Below are 3,695 nucleotides of genomic sequence, written 5' to 3' on the forward strand. Positions count from 1 at the left end.
CGGACATACCGCCCGGCTCGCAGCCGCGGCGCGCCAGGCGTCATCCGGACGCCGCCGCGGGGGGCGGGGGGGCGTTACCGCCCCGCCACGCCCCGCGCCCCCTGCGGGCCCCGTCGCGGCAGATCGCGCCGCGGCGACCGCACTGCGCCGCGCCTTCCGTCGTCACGCCGCCGGAGTGACGATCGTGACGATGGGCGGCGCGCAGGGCCCGGTGGGGTTCACCGCGACGTCGGTGGCGTCGCTGTCGCAGAGCCCGCCGCTGGTGTCGCTGTCGCTGTCGGCGGGTTCGTCGATCGTGCCGACCCTGCAGGTGGTGGACACCCTGGTCGTGCACCTGCTCTCCCACGACCAGCACGACCTGGCCGCCCGGTTCGCGGCAGTGGGCGCCGACCGGTTCGCCGCGCCGACGCGATGGCGACGGCTGGGCACCGGCGAACCGCTGCTCACCGACGTCGCGGTCTGGCTGCGCTGCCGGATTCGGCAGCGGATCCCCGCAGGCGACCACTGGCTGGTGGTGGCCGAGGTGGTCGAGAGCCGGGCGGAACGGTCCGTCGCACCGCTGGTCTACCACGACGGCGGCTATGGCACGTTCGTCGGACCTGCCACCGGCATTCCCGCCATCGAGGCCGCCACTCCCCCGGCGCCGGGAGGCCGGGGCGGTGGCGACGGCGACGGCCGAGCGGGCGACGGCGGGAATGCCGGCAACGGGAATGCCAGCAACGGGAATGCCAGCGGCGGGAGTGCCAGCGGCGGCCCGCCCGCCCCGGAGGAGGGCGATCTGGGCATCCGCGCACGTCAGGCGATCCGCCCAGGCGGGTCGGGTCGGCCGATGTCGACGAAGAACGGGCGATGACGGCGTGTCTGCCCGACGGCGGGCACCGTCCCACCCCGCGCTCGCGCTCTTCGTCCGTTTCGCGGCCGCCAGCTCCACCTTCATGAGCATTTAGAGTTTGCCGGCGAGTCGTCAACGGCGTTGATTATCTTGTCCTTGGTGGGGTGCGATCCTTCCGGCCGCGCCGGTCCGGATCCGCCAGGGGTACCAACCGGCGCTCCCCCAGGGCGGTGAGCACGGCCAACGGGCGGGTGGCCAGCGTGAACAGGGCAGCCAGCGCCGGGCGACGCTCGCGGACCAGCGCGGGGCCGATCCGGGCCATCACGGCGGTGAGCCCCGGCAGCGGGCGACCGAACAGGGTCACCTCGGCGATCTGGTCCTCGGCGTCGAGGCGGAGCAACTGCGCCTCCTCGAACTCCTGGCCTGCGCAGCGGCCGCGGTAGAACAACGCCCGCGTCCGGCCGTCCGGGTCGGTGACGACGGTGTGGTAGTCGATCGCGTCGATGACGTCGAAGGCGGCCTGCAGCATCTCCTGCGCCCGCGCCCGTCCGTGGAAGCGGAAGGCAGCGGTCAGCGGCGAGATGACGACGACGTCCTGCGCCAGGCAGGCCGCCGCCGCGGCACTGTCGAGGGCCTCGCCGGCGCGCCGCCAGCGCTCGACGACGTCAGCGGGCTCGACGACGTCAGCGGGCTCGACGGGGACTGCGGGCTCGACGACGTCAGCGGGCTCGACGACGTCAGCGGGCTCGACGGGGACTGCGGGCTCGACGACGTCAGCGGGCTCGACGGGCTCGACGGGCTCGACGGGGACGGCGGGGACGGCGGGCTCGTTGCGGTTCGCTGGCTCGCAGGGGTCGGCTGGCATGCGGTGTGTCCTCTCTGGGTCGGCCGGACCGGACCGTCCGCTTGTGCGGCCGCTCATCGGTCCCTCTCCGGTGCCCGATGACGGGACGTGATGTCCATCGGCGCCCGTCTCGCCGCCGGACGGCCCGCGGCGTCGCCCGGCGAGCAGGCGTGCCTGGGACCGGAGCCACGTGGTTGTTCTGTAGGGACATAGCAGGCGCCAAACCCTCCAGAGCGACCAGGTGGGCGCTCTGGCACGCATCCGCCCCCGGCCCACCCACCAGCCCCGCCTCGGTTCACAACGCACCTCAGCGACGCCGGGGCATCACGCAACGTGGTCGCCCCCCCGAGGAGGGGACCCCTGTCACCCCGCGGGTAACGGAGTTGACCGGCCGACGGATCCGCTGCCCCACGCGGGGCGACCCGCCCGTTCGGGGGCCCTCGGTAGGCCCGGCCGGGCGCCATCGCCGAAGGCCGGCACAGCCGTCCTCACCTGCCGTCCCCTTCTCCGTGGCCGGCGGCGGCTGGCGCAATCGGGCTACTCCCTTTCCGTGAGCTCTTTCCGGTAGTCGCTTTCAGTCTTCATCGTCGGTCCATCGCGGACCAACAACCGGCGCACGGCGCACGGCGACGGGCCGAAATCCGAGAATCTCGTTGATTACAGCGCGAAAAGGCTCCGTTCGGCCCGTGCGGACGGCACTTGACACGCCTTCATGGAGAAGAAGGTTGTGCCACCAAGGGCGCGACTTTGATCGCAGTTCTGACCGAGGGTCGCCCTGGACGTCCTTCGTATCGCTCCCCACCGCGGGGTACCCCGTTCGTCGGCGATGCCAGATCGACCGCTCTGAGCTGGCATTTCACCCCGGATGGCTGGTGAAGTACGCCCAGTCGGCCTCGCCCCACACTCCGAGCAAGGCCGCATGCACGCGTGTGAATCTTCTCGAGTCGGAGCAGTGGGGAGCCCAATCTTCGTCCCGAGCCTGCCGCGGTAAGGTGCAAATGCCCAGATTTCTGGATGACGTCGCCGGGAGCTCAAAGTAATGCAATGGATCACACGCTCTCATCTGAGAGCGGGCGCTCGAACGATCGGCGCCGTGGCGGCGACGGGATGTCTGACGTTGGGTCTGCCCGGCGTGGCGTCAGCGACCCCAACGCCGAACAAGGATGCCGGACTGGTGACGCTGGTTCAGGGGCTGCCGGATATGAAGGCGGACGTCACCATGGACGGGCAAACCCTGATCAAGGACCTGGTGGCTAAACAGGTCGCCGACCCAAAGCCACTGGTCGCCGGGGACCACCGCGTCGAGATCCGGCCTGTCGGCCAGTCGGCGAGCACGCCGCCGTCGGCAGCCGCCGACGTCGCCATCCACCCGGGCACCCGACTCTCGGTCGCGGTGGGCCTTGACGGCGCGGGCAAGCCACTGGCGCGGGTCTATGACGACAGCACCAGCCAGGCCTGGCCGGCCAACACGTCGGCGATCGTCGTCCGCGACGTCGCGGCGCTGGCAGCCGGCCAGATCAAGATCGACGGCAAGTATGTCGGCGACGTGCCGAAGACCGGTCAGGTCGTCCAGGTCTTCCCGCCCGTCTCGCCTGAGGTTGCCGTCAACGTCGTCCCCTGCCTCATCACCGGCAAGACCAAGGACGGCCTGCCCTGCGTCTACGTCGGTCCGCCCGTCGTCGACGTGCCTGACGTCGGCGGCGTCGGTGTCGGCGGCGTGCCCGACAAGGACAAGCCCTGCGTCACCGGCGTGCCGGACAAGGACAAGGTCTGTGTCGGCGGCGTGCCCGGGACAGGGGGCGTCCCCGGCACCGGCGGTGTGCCGGGTACCGGCGGTGTCCCCTGCATCACCGACGTGCCGGACAAGGACAAGGACAAGTCCTGCGTCGGCGGCGTGCCCGGCGGCGGAGTTCCCGGCGGCGGCACCCCGGGCGGCGGAGTTCCCGGCACCGGCACGCCCGGCGGCGGCACGCCAGGCGGGGGCACTCCCGGCGGCGGCACCCCAGGCGGGGGCACTCC

At 72.1% G+C, this 3,695-nt stretch carries 3 protein-coding genes; 2 read left to right on the top strand and 1 reads right to left on the bottom strand.

Features of this window, described 5'->3' with window-relative positions; translation table 11 throughout:
- The coding region (locus tag ND748_RS34765; RefSeq protein ID WP_308205747.1) for a flavin reductase family protein at window positions 1-853 on the top strand (853 nt) is incomplete at its 5' end.
- A 124-nt stretch (window positions 854-977) separates the two neighbouring features.
- On the opposite strand, the gene ND748_RS27845 is transcribed toward ND748_RS34765, so the two are convergent.
- The gene (locus tag ND748_RS27845; protein WP_251749168.1) at window positions 978-1,697 is read right to left on the bottom strand and encodes a nuclear transport factor 2 family protein; all 720 of its coding nucleotides are present in this window, start codon (window positions 1,695-1,697) and stop codon (window positions 978-980) included.
- Window positions 1,698-2,850: 1,153 nt separating this feature from the next.
- Here ND748_RS27845 and ND748_RS34300 point away from each other — a divergent pair.
- Window positions 2,851-3,695, top strand: an 845-nt coding sequence (locus ND748_RS34300; RefSeq protein WP_308205748.1) for a DUF4397 domain-containing protein, incomplete at its 3' end; no start/stop codon positions are given.

The sequence above is a fragment of the Frankia sp. AiPs1 genome (assembly GCF_023716945.1).
GTDB lineage: Bacteria > Actinomycetota > Actinomycetes > Frankiales > Frankiaceae > Frankia.

Excerpts from the sequence above, each read along its gene's own strand:
- ND748_RS27845 (WP_251749168.1), bottom strand. The coding sequence starts at position 1,697 with ATGCCAGCCGACCCCTGCGAGCCAGCGAACCGCAACGAGCCCGCCGTC.